We start from the raw sequence: 16890 nt of genomic DNA on the forward strand, positions 1-16890 counted from the left end.
CATTTTATACCTCAGGATCCCAGAATGTCTGCGACTGAACTTAGGGAAAAAGTAATAAAAACCGTAAGACATTATCAGCAGCAAACCCTTTTTGGCTTAAGGGGAGTGATGAACTTTGCTTTACCGGTGAAGGCATCCCGCCCTGTTTTCGTGGTTGGCTGCTCCCGGGCAGGGACGACTCTGGTGTACAAGACACTGTCTCAATCACTTGAGATAGGGACACTGAATCGAGAGACCCACGACCTTTGGGCGTCCTTGCACGACCTGCAATCACGTGGCTGGGATAGTCATCGTTTGAGTAAACAGGATGCCTTAAGCGGTGATGAAAAATTTATTACCGGTTACTTCTACTCCCGGACCGGGATGAGTCGCTTTGTTGATAAAAACAACCAGAATGGATTATGCGTCAGTTACCTTAATGCGTTATATCCTGATGCCCTGTTTGTCTATGTTAAGCGTAACCCCGGCGACAACATTCACTCCTTGATTGAAGGGTGGAAACGTGATGATGAGTATGGAACCTGGTCCGAACAGCTTCCGGCAGAGGTGTCGATTGATCAGGGTCACTACCGCCGCTGGTGCTTTTTTCTCTTTCCTGGATGGAGAGACTACCTCAATGGGTCGATAGAAAGGGTCTGTGCAGAGCAGTATCGCTCAATGAACCAAGCGATCATTGATGACGCTCAAGGGCTTTCTGCGGGGAGGTTTATGGAGGTTAAATATGAACAGATTCTTGAAGATCCCATCGCCAGTTTTGACAGACTCTACCGCTTCTGTGGGTTGAACTTTACTGCAGCGGTCAGGGAGCACGCCGAAACCGTATTAAGGCGGCCCTACAATGCCTTTTCAGAGATAAAGAAAAACAAATGGGTCGACTCTGGTAACGCGGCGCGAATCAAGCCTGTGCTTGGGCACACAGAGTCGGTTGCGCAGCAGATGGGCTATGAACGTTCTGATTATATGGACGCCCCTGAGTGATCGTTCTGGTGTTGCTGATAGTCGTTGTGCTGCTCGTCAGCTGGGTTCTGTTGTGGGTCAGGTTTGGTCCTGTGCTAAGGGCGGTCTTCAGGGAGCCTGTGCTCGCTACCCCTGTTTTTATACTGGAATGTGACGATTGGGGCGCCGGCGACCATGGTCAAGCGGACAGCCTGAGAGATATACGCGAGATACTGGAGTCCTGCAAGCTTTCAGGTGGAGGGCACCCGGTGATGACGCTGGGAGTGAACCTGGCAGCACCCAGGGTCGTCGATACGGAGCAGGGTTATGGGTTCGACACCGTTACCCTGTCGGCGGCGGAGAGCAGGGAGACCCTGCTAGCCATGCTCGAAGGGCACCATTGTGGGTTGATGCCGCTCCAGCTTCATGGCTTTACACACTTTAGCCCGAGCCAGTTTCAGTCTTATCTCGACACGCTGAAGCAGGGGGGAGAGGCTGGGCCATTTGCGCTAGGAGCCCCCTTGTTGACCGAGCAGTTACCCTCAAGCGTGCAGTCGCGATGGTTACCCGCGCAAACCGATAGCGAGAGCCAGGCTCAGTGGGAAGCGCAAGAACATCAACGGTTATTGGGGATTCCCCCCTGCGTTGCCGTTCCCCCCACCTTTGTGTGGCGTGCAGATATCGAATCAGGGTGGGCAGCGGCTGGCGTAAAAACGGTGGTCACCCCAGGGAGCCGTGCCGTCAATCGAACTTCTAAGGGGTTTGAGTACGACAAAACCAATATAGCTAATGGTGACCTGAGTGAGTCTGGTCTGCTTTGCCTGGTCAGGAGTGTTTACTTTGAGCCCTGTAAAGGGGTCGGCAGTGCTGAGTGTAGACAGGGAATCGAAAGATCCGTCGCCTGTGGGCGACCCGCCATAATAGAGACCCATCGCTGGAACTATATACACCCAGACCCCTCTACCCGAGCGCAATCTTTTGCTGAGCTGAGAGCGCTGATCGCCTGGGTCAACCAGCAGCATCCAGAGTGGCGGTCGTTGAGTACCGCTGCGATAGCGCAGGAGTACCGGCGTACCGCATCGGGGGGGGAGTCAAAAAGCGGGGTTCGTTTTGAACGCGATATGGGTGCCCGGGCCCTGGCCTGGCGGCGGCGGTTAACCTGTAGCCCAATCCCTGGTGTTTTGTGCTGGGCAAGCGGTTTGATGGCGGCACTCTGGTTTGGACAACGCTTGTGGTGGACCCGCAAGCGGGCGTTTTCTGCATGAGTGCCTCGCCTCGTATCTCAGTCATCGTCCCGGTATATAACGGTGCGCGTACTCTTGCCAGAGCGTTGGAGTCCATATTTGAGCAAAGCTTTCCAGCCTGTGAAGTGATTGTAGTGGACGATGGATCCACTGATGACAGCGTTGCTGTTGCCCGCTCCTGCTCGGGGAACATCCAGCTGATACAGCAGGAGAATCAAGGGGTTTCGGCTGCCAGAAACCGTGGCGTTGAGCAGGCACGGGGGGAATGGGTTGCGTTTTTGGATGCGGATGACTGGTTCTATCCCGATCGTTTGAAAGCCCATGCGTCATTGATCGAGCGATACCCTGCGGTGGAGTTGCTCAGTGGTAATTTCGAATACTGGCACACCGACGGCAGCCGGGTACAAAACCTGGATACGCTGTCATGGAAGCATGAGTTGGTGGCCTCTGAAGAGGAAGGTGTGGTTCATGTCACCCCTGAGCTGCGCCGGCTCTATGCGGGGCAGCATGTGGGCGATACGCATACACTCACGATACGTAAAGACCTGTTCACCCGGGTAGGCGGTTATCCAGAAGGGGTCGCAATAGCCGAAGATATGTGTCTACTGCTAAAAGCGCTCGACAACTCCAAGCATCAGGCCGTCGTCCTACAACCGCTGGCCGCCTACTTTGTTCACCCTGAGAGTGTGATACGCAGTGACCCTCTTGCATCACAAAGGGCCGCATTGGAGACCTACCGTCGCTTTATAGAGGGGTACGACTTTCACAAGGAAGAGGTTGCACAAGGAGCTAATGATGCACTGCGAAGGGCGAGACTTGACCTCTCCTACAGCTTGATCAGGCATCGGCATTACCTGGCGGCGCTCACCAATCAGCTAGGGGGCGTGCTCCGAGATCGAGGGCCGGTCGTGGAACGATTGCGCGATCTTTTGTCAGTTGTTCGAGGGTGATGATGTGGATCGATCCTTGGTGGTCGATCAATAGGCTTAACCTAGAGCCGGGATGACACTAAGCTGAAATAAAAAAAGGGAGCCGGTAGGCTCCCTTTTTCGTGACATCCCTGTCACGCGGGATTGGATACTCTCAACTCTTATGCGGAGCGCTTACGCTGCAAGCCACCCATGGCCAGCAGGCCTAAAGCCATGAGCGCCAGCACACCGGGCTCTGGGATAGTGCGCAGATGGGTGATGCTGAAGGCTGCCTGGAACTGATTCACCAAACCCTCTGCGGTCACCATACCAACGCAGCCACTCTCTGCTCCGGCGCGCGCACAGGCGGCATCGGAAAGAACCTGCAAACCAGGACCCGTTCCGGTGTCATGCAGGAAGATGGATGCTGCATAAAGTTCGCCCGCGAAGGGGAAGAGCTGAATGAAGGACAGGGTTTCACTATCAAAGCCAGCGCCTTCAACGTTGAGGACAAAGATGTCACCACAACCAAAGGTCTCTGACCAGGGCACCCCTTCAGGGCACAGGATAGCGGTGTCGGTTGGATGCCAGAAGTTAGGGGTTTCAATGAACTCAATCTCAAAGGTGAGCGGTGGTGCACTGAAACTATCGCCAGGCCCGGGAACCGCAGGCGGATCCGGCAGTTCGGGGTCCAGTGTCAACACATCAAACAGTGTGGCGGCGGTCAGTGCTGTACCGGTAATAACAAAGTTATTGTGGGTGTAGATGGAGGTATCGACAGGCCCTTGGTTGGTTTGTACTGATCCGGTATTTAAGCCAGCGTTATCGACCGATAGCGAACTGCGCTGCTGTGTTGGGTTTAAGTCTGTATTGTTGACGGGATCACCCCACTCCAGGCGGGTAAACCCTCCCAGTGAGGCATTGGGTATCGATGCATCAACACCGGCTGGTTCATAGGCCGTAAAGGCGCTGTTCAACTCATAATTCCAGTCGGTCACGATGATCGCGTTAGCGGAGGCCGACACCAGCAAAGGGGCTGTCAGGCACGCGGCGGTCAGTAGGCGTTTTGCAGTAAACATGATCATTCCCTCGTTAAAAGATCCAAATCCCGGTCGTTTAGGGTTTCAGGCCGGTTCGTCCTTGAAGCTGAGCCGCTAGGCCTGAATGCTCTTATTACGACTGCCTTAAACTATGCAAGGCAGTGGCCATGTTTTTTCTGGTTGTGGTAATTGATTGTTTTTAAATGATAAAAAATGCTTTGCTATACTTCGTTCGCGGTCGTCAGGGGTTACACGCACTGAGGTTGTAAATACTACTGACACTTGTAACCACAACGCCTGAATCCAGGGGAAAGGAGAGTTTTAAATGGTCGATGAGAGCAGCCCGTTGCGAGCGATGGTTGATGTTGCCCGCCGATATCCTTCCGCAGATAACTCACAACCCCTACAGTTTTATTTGGGGGGGCAGACGATCAGCCTCGAGTGCTCTCCCAGTCGCTGCAATGAAGGCCATTATTTCTCCCCGGGATCCCATGCCGTTCAATTCAGTCTTGGGTGTGCCCTGGAGAGCCTGCTGATAACTGCAAAAAATATTGACACACCCGTACAGGTCCTGGAGGGAGAGGGGCGAGTGAGCTGTCGCTTTCCAGATATCGCCAGCGCTAAGGTTACGCCGGCGGCTACCGGCGCCCTGTTAGGACGCCACACAAACCGCGGGCCCTACCGGCGAGAGCCGTTGCCGAAGGCGATACAACAAAGCCTGGCAGGACTATCCGAGGGGCCGGTGTGTGCGCAATGGTTTGAAACCACTCAGGCGAATCCGCTGATTCAGTTGTTGAAAGAAGCCTCATCGTTGCGTTTTCGCTCTCCCGACCTGGTGCAGTTCCTGGCGTCATCATTAAGGTCCAGGTCGGAGGAGGTGGCCCGCGGTGACGGTCTTGATATAGATACGCTTTGTTTGCCGCCAGGGGGCGGTGGGCTACTTGCCCTTAGCACCTCTGAACGGTGGCTCCCCAGGCTGAACCGCTTAGGTTTTCACCGTTTGCTGGCCCTGTTTGAAGGAATGATGCTTAGCCAGTCAGGGGCTTTGATGGTTATCTATGGCGGGAGCCTAGGGGCCGATGCCCGGTCCGCAGGGCAGCTCGCGATGCGGATTTGGGTCGAACTGAATGCCGCAGGACTGGCGGTCCACCCCTACTACGTTGTAACGGATCAACTGATTAGGAAGCAGCGCGGGGCCGTCAGTCTTGCCCTGGCGCATGAGGTGGACAGGCTAGAGCAGTCCGTCATCGATCTATTGGGCGGCAACGCGCTGCACATGGTCTTGCGGGTAGGGTATGCGAGACAGGAGGTGGTTCGCTCCAGGCGTTTGCCGATCGGCGATGTGTGCGAACTGGAGTGATGGGGAGGACGCTTTTGGGGGCGGGTCAGTTGGCCAGGAATGCTTGTCGCACCCGGTTCATAACAAACCGTGTCAGTGGGTTTCTGTAGCCGCCGGGGCGCCATGTGTGCTTAACCGTATTGATGAAAGGATCATACTGGAGACCGTGAGGGGCCGGTAGAATACGCCCCCGTCCGGTTAGTATTTTCAATACCTGGGTAGCCGCAACGCCTGCGCATACCTCGCACCCCATAATGGTTGAGGGGCCCTTTTGTTCGGACAGGTCCACTCGCGACGGGTCAACCAGATAAGAGGCGTGTGCCATGGAGGGCGCCAGCCCAACAAAAAAACGCAGCGCTTTTTCGAGCTCTGTCTGCCCCTTGAAGCCGAAGTACTGTTCGAAGCTCATCCGCTTTGGCATAAAGGCCAAGGTCGCTGCACCGGTGCCCAGTGGTGCGGCCGTTATTGCTGGAATGCTATGAAGGTGGCAGTGGTGAAAAACCAGCTCACGTGCGTCAAACGCAAAGAAGTCCAGTCCATCGACGTAGATATCCACTTTTGAAAAAAACTGCTCAACATTCTGGCGGTTGACCCCCTCTCCGAAGACTTTGATATCGAGTTCGGGATTAATATCCAATGCCATTTGCTGCAGTGTGTCGGCTTTTTTCTTTCCATATGTGGATACACGGGCGCCTGCCTGGCGGTTCGTATTTTCAACACCAAAGCTGTCAAAGTCGGCTATATGGAAATGCCCAACACCCAGCCGGGTGAGGGTCAGCAGGTGTGCCCCGCCTACGCCGCCCATGCCGGCAATGGCAACCCGGGATTCCCGCAGGGATTGTTGCTCCTCTTCGGTTGTCCAGCCCAGATTTCGAGAGAATGCTGCCTCATAGTTGAATTGGGTCATAGAAGGCCGTGACATTAACCAATGTGTGTTTTCAAGTGGATGTTCTCCTTGGCGGCCGGTGAAACCAGTTGCTGGAGTACGCTACTGCGTATTGACTCGTACAGCTCTTTCATCCCGCCGGTAAGGTGGCGCGTCAAATCCTCTTTGGGGATATAGTAAAGCGCCCGTAGGCCATGGTAGTCCATGACATCGCTGCCTTGTTGGAAGAGCACCCCGAACCGATGGAGATGACGTGCAAGGCGGGGCTCCATCATCGCAAAGACATAGTCGATGCTGGCTAGGTCCACAATGGCCATGCCTGCAAGGTACAGCCCCATTGCGATATGGGGGAAGTGGCGTTTGTCGCCATGCTCTTCGCCAGTGTTTTCGGGGGGGAAAGGGACTGCACTACGGGACTCATCCTTCCGGCGCCGAAAGCTGGAAGGTACGGCGAGTCGGGAAGCTTCGCCATAGGAAACACGGTCCAGGATGGCCAGGTCAAACTGCTCTTTGGCTATATGGGCGGCACAGTACTTTTCGAAAGGTGCCATCTGGGAAGCATCTATGGGATCTGGAATAACCAGTCGAACACAACCTGCGGGGGTGTTTGTGCGGTTGTGGTAGATAAGGCAGTGTATTGAGTAGCGGTCAAAGTCATCGCGTTCCATCTCCTCCGCAGAGAGCTCTTCCCAGCCAAACTCCTTGGCGAATACGTTGTAACGAATGCAAAATACCTCTTTCTGCAGTTCGGGAGTCAGGGCGAGGACAACCCTAAAATAGCTGTTGAACTCATCGCAAAGCGTTTCGCTAGACATCTTGGTGTCTCCGCTATCAAATATAAAAACCCTTATAATTGAATGTTCTAAATGGGTGCGTACCAGATCACGCTGCGCCAACGTTAAGCGTGTTAGCCTACTCGTGGTTATTTACAAAATGGAGAATAGCACAGGGATTTTCAGGTGCAGGGGATCATTAGGCCAATTTCAGGCTGCTTGGGGGAGGTATGACCGAGAGGTTGTATGAGGTATTCGTTGCGGATACCGAGTTTGCACGAACAATAAATTACCACGTTCGATACCAGGTTTACTGTGAACAGAAGCAATATGAAGCACCCAATGCCGAGTTTATAGATCTTGAGCGGGATGAGTGGGATGACCGCTCTGTTCACTTCATTGCACGCGAACGAAGTACGGGGGAGTGGTGCGCTGCCCTGCGATTGGTTAAACCCTCTTTCGATGAGGTGCTGCCGTTGGAGCAGGTGAGCCAGATTGATCATGATCGTATTCAGGGTAAGCGGCACCAGGCGGTCGAGCTGTCAAGGCTCTGCAAGCCGAAGACGGGTGACACTGAGGCCTGTTCCCAGGGCAGTGGCGGGGCAGAGGTTGTGCAAACCCTGATCTCCTCTGCTGCGCGCTATTGTAGGGATCATGGCTATCTTGAGCTTTTTTGCCTGACATCACCCTCTATTGTCCGCCTTATGCCCCGCTCATGGGGGTTTACGCCAGTTGGTCCGGCCACCCTGCATCGAGGCCTCAGGCGGCCCTATTGGTTGGATATCGATAGTATCCTGAGCTTTTACGATGACAGGGCTCCCCAGGCCGACTACCGCAGCTTTTCGCATGCGTTTGGTGGAAGCGTCCTTGCGGCAGCCTCTTAATGTCAATTTGAAATAAAAAAAAAGCGATTACTTCTATTTGTTTTTTTGGTCCTACAAAAAGCACTATTTCGAGCTCTGTGATTAAAAAGGCAGTAGAAAAATTGAACACTTGGAAATTGGGTATATAATTTTTTCTTAGCATCCAGCATCTAACGGAGTAGATAAAGATGATAAGAAAAAATTGCCAAATTTTTGGCGCGATGCTTTGCTTTACACTTGCAGCTTGCTCCTCTAACCCCTATCCCTTACTGGAATCTGCAACACTCTACCAGCCAGTTACCACTACGCCTGAAAACTACCGCTACCTTATCGGGCCGGGGGATAGTTTAAGTATCTTCGTGTGGAGAAACCCCGAGGTGACGACCACGGTAACCGTGCGTCCGGATGGGTTTATTACGACCCCGTTAGTCGAGGATGTTCCCGTCAGCGGTAAAACCCCCACGGAGGTCGCTCGGCTTTTGGAGAAGCGACTTTCCTCTTTTATCAGGGATCCCCTGGTGACGGTCATGACCCAGGATCATCTCGGTCCCTTCAAGGAGCAGGTCAGGATAATTGGCGAGGCTGAAAAGCCTGAGTTTCTACCGTATGTTGAGGATATGACGCTGCTCGATGTGATGATCTCCGTTGATGGCCTAACCGACTTCGCTGATGGGAACCGGGCCAGTATTGTACGGGTGATTGATGGAGAACAGCGCCAGTACGGTGTCCGCCTGGATGACCTGATAAAGGATGGCGATATTTCTGCAAACGTGGATATTTTGCCCGGCGACATCCTCATCATTCCAGAAACCTTTTTTTAAGCTGGTTGCCAGGAGCACGTAATGCAGGAAACACTCGACCTGCTGGTTAACTATGCTCGTGAACTCAAGCAGCGCCAGTGGTTCATACTTATCGTGAGTGGAGCGTTGTGTCTGGGCGGGTGGTACTTTGTGTCAAAAGTACCGGACAAATATGAGGCCAATGCAAAAGTTTATATAGATACGCAAACGATTTTACGGCCACTTCTTAGTGGTCTTACGGTACAAACCAATACTGCCCAACAGGTATCGCTTTTAGTTAAAACGTTGCTAAGCAAGCCAAATATTGAACGCCTGCTCCAGATGGCAGATCTGGATGCTGTTGTAAGGGAGGAGGTCAGAAACAGGGATTTAATTAACCGCCTGCAGAGGGAGATAAAGCTTACAAAAGAAAAGCGAGAGAATATTTTTTCTATTAGTTATATGAGTTCTGACAAACAAGCTGCCAAGCGGATTGTTGACTCGGTACTCACGCTGTTTATGGAAAGCTCCATTGGAGAAAACCGGGAAGATACAATCAGTGCAAAGCGTTTTATCGACCAACAAATCCAGGAGTACGAAAATCGTTTAAAAGCCAGTGAGGTAGAGCTTAAAGATTTCAAGAAAAAGCACCTGGGCATGATGCCCTCAGATGGCAATGATTACTACCAGCGGCTGCAGTCCGCGAGCAGGAAGCTTGATGAAGCCAAGCTGACCATGCAGGAATTGTTAAGTGAGCGGGATGCCGTCGAAGACCAGCTTGCGGGTATCGAGGAGACGACAATCACTGTTACCCAGCCAGCCTATGTACCTCACACCATAACGACCCGATACGATGAGCGAGTAGCGCGGCTGGAGACACAGCTTGATGAAATGCTGCTGAAGTATACAAAGCAGCACCCGGACGTTAAAAACCTGACAGAACAGCTTAACGCCCTGAAATTAGAGCAGAGCAAAGAGCGAAAGGCTGCAATGCGTTACCAAACCGGATCTGCTCCGGTTCAGGTGGGAGTGGTAGGAGGGGTTGATCTTTATAACCATTTAAAACTGACCCTGTCCGACCTTAATACGAAAATAGCCTCCATGGAAATTCGCCTTAGAGCCTTCGAAAAAGAGGAGCAGGAACTCAAGGTATTAGTGGATACTATTCCCGATATTGAAGTTCAGCTGGGTGAGCTGAACCGGGATTACGGTATCACTAAAAAGCGCTACAACGAGCTACTGTCTCGTCGAGAATCTATAGAGATATCCAGGAAGGCATCTCAGGATACAGATGAGATTCAGTTCAAGGTGATTGAGCCCCCAACGGTCTCGGACCGCCCTACCTGGCCAAATAGGGCTATGCTGTTTTCAATGGTGCTACCGGCCTCTCTTGGGTTTTCGTCAGGGCTGGCACTGCTGCTTATTATTGCCAACCCAAGGGTAATGTCTGCCAAGTATGCTGCGGAGGTAAGCGGGCTTTCCGTGATTGGAAGTGTATCCAGGGTGAGCAGTGCGGCTGATGTCCGAAGGGGTAGGTTGCTGCAGCTGATCTTTGTGCTTTTGCTTTCTACGTTAGTTTTGGTAAGTGCGATTTTTGCGCTTTATCAGTAGGACTCTAAACCGGTGAATATATGGATACCATAGAAAAGGCCCTGAGGAAGGAAGCGGAAGCGAGGGGAGAATCCCCCCCTACAAAAAGCAAAGCTACCAATCAACCTCAGCAAAGCGCGAAAGTAATCACAAAGGATACCCTCGTCAGAGCCAATAAGGCGGTGGAGAAGCCAACTGCACCGGTTGAGAAGAGTCCGCCAGTAAACGCTCAAAGTAGGCGTGTCACTTCAAAATCTGTGGAACCAGAAAGTAAGAATCGGCTGCCAGCCGGGTCGCCCATAACCCTTAATGAATCTGTTTTACGGTCACGAAATATCATTGTACCGAATGAAGAGAGATCTCTGGCCAAGGAGCAATACCGTCATATCAAGCGGTCAATACTGGGTAAAGCGTTCACCCAAAACAACACCGCCAAAGGTAAATTTAGTAATCTGGTTATGGTTACCAGCACAGAGCCAAAGGAGGGTAAAACATTCACCGCCATCAACTTGGCTATGAGTATTGCCTTGGAACCAGATCGCAAAATTTTGCTGGTTGACGCTGATGTTGTTCAACCGTCATTTTATTCGGTTCTTGATATTGAACCGTCGTTGGGGATCGTTGATTACCTAAGCCGCGATGATGTCCCGTTTGAAAGTATTTTGCACAAGACCAATGTCAAAAACCTATCCATGGTCCTGTCGGGTAGTCGCCATCATCTGACAAACGAGTTGTTAGCCAGTGACAGCATGAAGCGACTCATGAATGAGTTGGCGACTCGCTATCACGATCGGATTGTTTTGCTCGATACACCTCCACTGTGTCATACAACAGAGGCAGCCATTCTGGCCTCTTTGGTAGGTCAAGTGATCGTCGTTGTAGAGGAGGGTAAAACAACACAAAAACACTTGAAGGAGGCTTTGTCATTAGTTGGATCACATCCAGACGTTTCTCTTTTAATGAACAAGTGCAGTTCTGCCAAGGAAGGTAGTTACTATGGCTATTACTAGGGTGAGCCGCCAAAGTTATTCAGGTCAAAAGCCGAGTAGAAATGCCTCGATTCACTCGCTGGCATTAACAGGCAAAGTTTTTGTATTCGCCTGTTTTACTGTTGGTTATATACCGGACAGTGTGTCTTCGGTTTGGAGTTTCGCACCCAGTGTGGCTGCTGATCTAACGTACTCTGATAATGTGGACCTGAGTGACTCCGACAAGGATGACGACTGGATTTTGCAAGTAAGGCCCGCCGTTGATTTTTCTAAAAGAGATGGGCGGGTCAATGTCGGGGGACGCTACTCTCTGCAGAGGGCTCAGTATCTTAATGAAACCGATAATAATGATACTTACCATCAGCTTCGGAGTGGCCTGGATGCTGAACTGATAAGGAATAATCTTTTTTTTAACGCAGCGGCCAATGTGCGACAGACCTTGATTGACCTGGCAAATCCGGGGAGCTCTGACAATGTGAGTGGATCCGATAACATTGCAACAGTTGTCGATTATAAGCTCGAGCCGGTGTTTCAGGCCAACGTCCTGGGTTTTTCAAATCTCTATGCCTCCTACCAGTATGGCTCCGTGCTATACAACGATAACAAAAACACCGGTTCTGATAGTGATCAATATGGGTATAGCATTGGTTTAAGTAGCGATACCGACAATCAGAAGTACTACTGGGAGCTCTTTACGCAACAGATCACAACGAATTATGACTCCACTAATGATACTGAAATCACCGATTATAGGGCCAGGGTTGGGTATTACCTGACACAAAAACTGGATGTGAGCGCCACCTATGGTTATGAAAAGCAGGATAACGATCAAGATAATTTGAGAGACGACCCTGACGGCAGTTACTGGCTACTGGGATTTCGCTGGGAACCTAGCGAACGAACCTCAATAAGTGGCTCAATGGGAAGGCGTTACTATGGTGATAGCTACAGTATCGATATTTCTCAACGCCACCGAAGGAATACCTTTACCTTTGGGTATAGCGATCTCCAAACCAGTACACGCGACCAATTTATCTCTTCACCCAACGGGTTTATTTGCCCCGAAGCCGGGCCGGTCTCCGACTGCCGTAGCGTGGACTCAGCCTTGCCGTTGGGGATTCAGATCGGCGAGGGTGAGGTCCTGTTTGGCGATGTATCCATCGTGACGGGTATCAATGACCAGATTTTTGTATCCAGGACGTGGCGCACAGGGTATCTCTATACCTTCCGTAAAAGCCGGATTAACTTCACCGGTTTTTACCAGAAACGCGAGTTTCAAACGTTCATAGCGGAGGAAAAAAGCCGAGGAGGAACGGTCTCCTACTCGCTGGACCATAACGCCAGGACTTCATCCAATGTCCGCTTCGGCTACACTAAAGACGAGCTTATCGACGGTGTGGAAAATAAGACCAATCGACTTAGCTATGGTTTAAGCAGAAGGCTCGATTCTGAAACAACCGCTAATCTACGAGTTTCCTACAATCGCCGTACTAGCGATCTCACTACTTCAGAGTACAAGGAGCACCGAGTTGTAGTGGGGGTGTTACGCTATTTTTAAAGGACAGGGATATGTACGAGAAGTACTATGGGTTTACGAGCAAGCCGTTTCAGCTTAGCCCAGATCCACGGTTTTATTTTAGCAGTCGCGGGCATAGCCGGGCTATGTCCTATCTGCGCTATGGGCTTGGTCAATGTGACGGGTTCATAATTATCACCGGTGGTGTAGGTACAGGAAAGACCACCCTGATCAAAATGCTTTTTTCTGATCTGGATCAGGAACAGATTGTTGCAGCTAATATAGTTACCACGAATATCGAATCAGATGACTTGATGAGGATGGTTTCATCCGCCTTCAGCCTGCCCACCGAAGGGCTTACTAAAGCCGATCTTTTACGCCAGTTTGAAGCCTTTCTATTAGCTTGCGACTCGCATGGCCGAAGAGTCCTCCTGGTTATAGATGAAGCCCAGAATTTACCAAAGTCGTCATTGGAAGAGTTGCGCATGCTGTCAAACTTCCAGGTCAATAATCGTCCGCTCTTGCAAAGTTTTTTATTGGGGCAGGAGGAGTTCAGGGAGACACTGCAGTCCGATGGGTTGGAGCAACTCAGGCAAAGAGTGATTGCATCCTGCCACCTGGCAGCCCTGGATAGGGATGAGACAAAAAAGTACATCGATCATCGATTAACCTTTGTTGGTTGGAGCGACAACCCGCTCATCGGGCAAACAGCCTATGATGCTATTTACGAGTTTACTGAGGGCGTTCCACGTCGAATTAATGTTTTTTGTGACCGCCTACTTTTATACGCTTACCTCGAAGAGTTGACTGATATCAATAAGGATGTCGTCAAGGCCGTAGCGGATGAGATGAGCGCAGAGATCACACACACGCGTAGCGATAAAGGCCGTTCCGATGAGGTAAGTGCGGCGGCAACAAAAAAACTGGCTGAAATTGAAGAGGCTGTTGAGAACGTTAAGTTTACGACCGAATCTCTTGAAGCGGCTTTTGCCTCACGTATGGGAACGTTAAAAAAACTGATTTTGAGCATTGAAAATCTAGCTAAACAAAAGGTGGAGTAATATGCGGTTGATCCACGTAGTGGGTGCTCGACCCAACTTTGTCAAGATGGCACCACTCTACCAGGAGCTAGAGAAACGATCCGCGTTCAAACAAACCATTCTTCATACGGGGCAGCACTTTGATCCTGAGATGTACCAGGTTTTCTTTGACCAGTTTGGGTTGCCTAAACCTGAAATTGAACTTGGGATTACTGGCGGTAGTGTCAATGATCAGCTAGCCCGCATGTTAAGTGCCATCGATAAAATACTCAGCAATCTGGAGCCTTCCATGATTGTGGTCTACGGCGATGTAACCTCAACTCTGGCTGCGGCTTTGGTAGCCGTCCGCTATTCACACCTCTTGGTCCATGTCGAAGCGGGATTAAGAAGCTTCGACAATAGCATGCCCGAAGAGATAAACCGTATTGTGGTCGACCGCTTGGCGCATCGCTTATATGTAACAGAGCAGTCTGGAATCGATCACCTGTCGACAGAGGGCGTTGACCCGGGAAAAGTCGTTTTTGCCGGGAATATTATGATTGACTCTCTCTACCGTTATCTTTCTAAAACCTCACCAGTGACTGATATAGAGCCAAGGCTCAGTGATATCAATGGCTATGGCGTCCTGACACTGCATAGGCCCGGTAATGTTGATAACGAGTTACGCCTAAGGGCCATTATGGATGGCATAGCCAGGGTTGCTCAGCAATTCCCTATAGTCATGCCAATACATCCACGAACCCGGGGGCGGTGCAATGAGTTTGGCATAGCGTTGGAGTCCATAGAGGGTCTTATCCTGCGCGACCCCTTGAGCTATATCGATATGCTATCGCTTGTGAAAAATGCATCGGTAGTATTGACCGATTCCGGAGGGGTACAGGAGGAGACCGCGGCGCTCTCAATTCCTTGTGTCACCATTCGTGATAACACAGAGCGGCCCGCAACCATCACTTGCGGAGCTAACCGCCTGGTAGCTCCCCATGCCGAGGCTATTGCAGGAGCAGTAGCTGAGGCCCTTAAGCCTGGCTCTGATATGAGCGTGCCCCCGCTGTGGGACGGTAATACAGCCAGTCGTATAGCTGATGACCTTTTACAGCAAGTCTGGGCGATGGAGCATGCCTGTGCTTAACGCAATGACCGTCGATGTTGAGGAGTACTTTCAGGTATCTGCGTTTGCAAATGTGGTTAGCCGTGCTGACTGGTCCTGTTATGAAAGTCGAGTGCAAGCTTCCATGGAAAGAATACTCGCCCTGTTCGATCGCCATGGGATCAAAGCAACTTTTTTTGTTTTAGGCTGGATTGCCCGAGAACACCCAACGCTTGTGCAGCGGTTGATATCAGAGGGTCATGAAGTTGGGAGTCATGGTATGTACCATGACCGTGTTACCGATCTCTCCCCTGACGAGTTGGCATCGGATCTAGCTGACTCAAGAAAACTGCTAGAGGATATCTGCGGGTGCGAAGTTAAGGGGTACAGGGCTCCCTCCTTTTCGCTTCCGCTGAATCCACTCTCATACGAGGTGCTTGCCCAGGCAGGCTATCGCTATAGCTCCAGTATTTATCCCATCAAGCATGACCATTATGGGGCACCCGAGTCGGAACGTTTCTCGTTCGAAGGCGGGAGTGGAGTACTGGAAATCCCCATCAGTACTCTGCGGTTTTTTGGGAAGAACCTGCCTGTAGGAGGTGGAGGCTTCTTCAGGCTTCTCCCTTACCCCTACCACCGGTATGGCTTTTCCAGATTGAATAACCTGGAGGGTAGGCCTGGTGTGTTTTATATGCATCCCTGGGAGATCGATCCTTACCAACCAAGGCCTTCAGGGCTGTCATTAAAAAGCCGCTTCAGGCACTACCTGAATCTGCACAAGACATACACTCGCTTGGGGCGCCTGCTGGGTGATCACCAATGGTCAAGCATAGAAAGGATATACGAACTTTAATGGGAGGCTAGGATGAGTCTCGTGATAGAAGAGGTCCGTGGAGCACTGGCCAGAAAGGAGTGGAATGGGTACCTTGATCAACATGAACATTCCACGGTTTTTCACCGCTACGAGTGGGGCGAGGCGGTAGTTGCCACCTATGGTGGCGAGTATATCTACATTGTTGCCAAGGAGGAGGGGAGCATCCGCGGAGTCTTGCCTTTAGGGCGCAGCAAAAGCTTTCTCTTTGGTGACTACCTCTGTTCAGTACCCTTTGGTGTATACGGTGGCATAGTCGCAGACACGGAAGATATTGCCCAACAGCTGGATAGCTACGCCTGTCGCCTTGCAGAAAACATGAACGTCGATTACTTGGAAGTCAGGAATCAGCAGGGGACGGGTCGAGGCACTCCCGGACGCGATATTTATGTCACCTTCAGAAAGCCGATTCTGGAGGGGGCCGAAAATAACCTCAAAGCTATACCAAGAAAACAGCGGGCAGTGGTAAGGAAGGGGATTAATCTAGGGCTATCTTTCTCAATAACGAAGGATGTAGACACTTTCTACAAGCTTTACTCAGAAAGTGTACGAAACTTGGGAACTCCGGTTTTTTCCAAAGATTTGTTCAGGAACATACTTAGGTTTTTTCCAGATCAAAGCTTTATTCTCACGATCTTTGATAAAGATAACCCCGTCTGCTCTGTGCTGACCTTAAGCTATAAGAAAGAGATTATTCCATACTATGGAGGAGGAGGGCATTTAGCCCGAGCTCTTCACGGCAATGACTTTATGTACTGGAAGCTAATGGAGTGGGCCGCTAATTCAGGGTTCACCTCGTTTGATTTTGGTCGTAGCAAGGTGGGTACAGGGTCATTTTCTTTCAAGAAGAACTGGGGGTTTGAGTCCACTCCACTTGCCTACGAATACTTCCTGGTCCGCAAACAGTCTGTGCCGGATAAATCGCCGCTCAACCCGAAAATCAAGCCTTTAATTGAGGTGTGGAAGCGGATGCCGCTCTCGCTTACCAATACCATAGGTCCATTCGTATCCAAGTCGCTGGGGTAGTCG

Annotated in this window: 15 protein-coding genes; 12 read left to right on the forward strand and 3 right to left on the reverse strand. The window is 51.1% G+C overall.

Annotated elements, in window-relative coordinates:
- The first annotated feature begins 24 nt into the window (after nt 1-24).
- Nucleotides 25-978, forward strand: coding sequence for a sulfotransferase family protein (locus tag D0544_RS05580; protein WP_125015006.1), 954 nt, complete (start codon nt 25-27; stop codon nt 976-978).
- Between the two features lie 1141 nt (nt 979-2119).
- Nucleotides 2120-3130 (forward strand): glycosyltransferase family 2 protein, encoded by a 1011-nt coding sequence (locus D0544_RS05585; RefSeq protein ID WP_125015007.1) that lies wholly within the window; start codon nt 2120-2122, stop codon nt 3128-3130.
- Nucleotides 3131-3270: 140 nt separating this feature from the next.
- Here the strand turns inward: D0544_RS05585 and D0544_RS05590 are convergent, their stop codons facing one another.
- A complete protein-coding gene (locus D0544_RS05590) occupies nt 3271-4167 on the reverse strand; it encodes a THxN family PEP-CTERM protein (RefSeq protein ID WP_207905768.1) in 897 nt (298 codons plus the stop codon).
- Between the two features lie 1066 nt (nt 4168-5233).
- Between D0544_RS05590 and D0544_RS05595 the strand changes: the two genes are divergently transcribed.
- Nucleotides 5234-5488, forward strand: a complete 255-nt coding sequence (locus tag D0544_RS05595) for a hypothetical protein (RefSeq protein WP_164880845.1) — start codon at nt 5234-5236, stop codon at nt 5486-5488.
- A gap of 25 nt (nt 5489-5513) precedes the next feature.
- Here the strand turns inward: D0544_RS05595 and D0544_RS05600 are convergent, their stop codons facing one another.
- Both D0544_RS05600 and D0544_RS05605 read right to left on the reverse strand, forming a co-directional pair.
- Nucleotides 5514-6374, reverse strand: coding sequence for a ThiF family adenylyltransferase (locus D0544_RS05600; protein WP_125015010.1), 861 nt, complete (start codon nt 6372-6374; stop codon nt 5514-5516).
- 14 nt (nt 6375-6388) lie between these two features.
- Nucleotides 6389-7168, reverse strand: coding sequence for a PEP-CTERM/exosortase system-associated acyltransferase (locus D0544_RS05605; protein ID WP_125015011.1), 780 nt, complete (start codon nt 7166-7168; stop codon nt 6389-6391).
- Between the two features lie 188 nt (nt 7169-7356).
- On the opposite strand from D0544_RS05605, the gene D0544_RS05610 reads away from it, so the two are divergent.
- The 9 genes from D0544_RS05610 (at nt 7357) to D0544_RS05650 (ending at nt 16887) form a co-directional block, all read left to right on the forward strand.
- The gene (locus D0544_RS05610) at nt 7357-8010 is read left to right on the forward strand and encodes a GNAT family N-acyltransferase (RefSeq protein WP_125015012.1); all 654 of its coding nucleotides are present in this window, start codon (nt 7357-7359) and stop codon (nt 8008-8010) included.
- Between the two features lie 167 nt (nt 8011-8177).
- Nucleotides 8178-8810 (forward strand): XrtA/PEP-CTERM system exopolysaccharide export protein, encoded by a 633-nt coding sequence (locus D0544_RS05615; protein WP_125015013.1) that lies wholly within the window; start codon nt 8178-8180, stop codon nt 8808-8810.
- 21 nt (nt 8811-8831) lie between these two features.
- Nucleotides 8832-10379 (forward strand): XrtA system polysaccharide chain length determinant, encoded by a 1548-nt coding sequence (locus tag D0544_RS05620; protein ID WP_125015014.1) that lies wholly within the window; start codon nt 8832-8834, stop codon nt 10377-10379.
- Between the two features lie 20 nt (nt 10380-10399).
- Nucleotides 10400-11368 carry an XrtA-associated tyrosine autokinase gene (locus tag D0544_RS05625; RefSeq protein WP_125015015.1) on the forward strand — a complete coding sequence of 323 codons (969 nt, stop codon included), beginning with the start codon at nt 10400-10402 and terminating at the stop codon, nt 11366-11368.
- Nucleotides 11355-12905, forward strand: coding sequence for a TIGR03016 family PEP-CTERM system-associated outer membrane protein (locus D0544_RS05630; RefSeq protein WP_125015016.1), 1551 nt, complete (start codon nt 11355-11357; stop codon nt 12903-12905). Before D0544_RS05625 ends, D0544_RS05630 begins: the two co-directional genes overlap by 14 nt.
- 11 nt (nt 12906-12916) lie before the next feature.
- Complete coding sequence (locus D0544_RS05635) at nt 12917-13924, forward strand: XrtA/PEP-CTERM system-associated ATPase (protein WP_125015017.1); 1008 nt, start codon at nt 12917-12919, stop codon at nt 13922-13924.
- 1 nt (nt 13925) lies between these two features.
- Entirely contained in the window at nt 13926-15032 is a 1107-nt protein-coding gene (gene wecB, locus D0544_RS05640; protein WP_125015018.1) for a non-hydrolyzing UDP-N-acetylglucosamine 2-epimerase, read from the forward strand.
- Nucleotides 15025-15843 (forward strand): XrtA system polysaccharide deacetylase, encoded by an 819-nt coding sequence (locus tag D0544_RS05645; RefSeq protein ID WP_207905769.1) that lies wholly within the window; start codon nt 15025-15027, stop codon nt 15841-15843. The genes wecB and D0544_RS05645 overlap by 8 nt, the downstream gene beginning before the upstream one ends.
- A 12-nt stretch (nt 15844-15855) precedes the next feature.
- Nucleotides 15856-16887 (forward strand): FemAB family XrtA/PEP-CTERM system-associated protein, encoded by a 1032-nt coding sequence (locus D0544_RS05650; protein ID WP_125015020.1) that lies wholly within the window; start codon nt 15856-15858, stop codon nt 16885-16887.
- Nucleotides 16888-16890: the final 3 nt, after the last annotated feature.

It is taken from the genome of Aestuariirhabdus litorea (assembly GCF_003864255.1).
GTDB lineage: Bacteria > Pseudomonadota > Gammaproteobacteria > Pseudomonadales > Aestuariirhabdaceae > Aestuariirhabdus > Aestuariirhabdus litorea.